Below are 254 nucleotides of genomic sequence, written 5' to 3' on the forward strand. Positions count from 1 at the left end.
AATTAGTAAAAATATTAAGTAAATAAAATGGTAAGTATAAGTTTTATTATATGAATATGTTACCAATACAACAGACAATTAATGAAAAAACAAATAAGGAGTAAGCAACTATTCTTAAAAGACGGGAGATGAAGAGGCTGTATGAAAAGCTTGATAAGAAGAATAATTTAAGAGCTATAGTTACAGGAGAAAGTTTAGGGCAAGTTGCATCTCAAACACTAGAGGGATTAAATTGTACAGCAGCTTTTGTAAAA

General features: G+C 28.3%; 1 pseudogene. It reads left to right on the forward strand.

The features are described 5' to 3' along the window. Positions 1-110 precede the first annotated feature (110 nt). A pseudogene (locus AYC60_RS09310) lies at positions 111-254 on the forward strand (tRNA uracil 4-sulfurtransferase ThiI); the annotation flags it as partial.

The organism is Streptobacillus felis, assembly GCF_001559775.1.
GTDB classification, from domain to species: Bacteria; Fusobacteriota; Fusobacteriia; order Fusobacteriales; family Leptotrichiaceae; genus Streptobacillus; species Streptobacillus felis.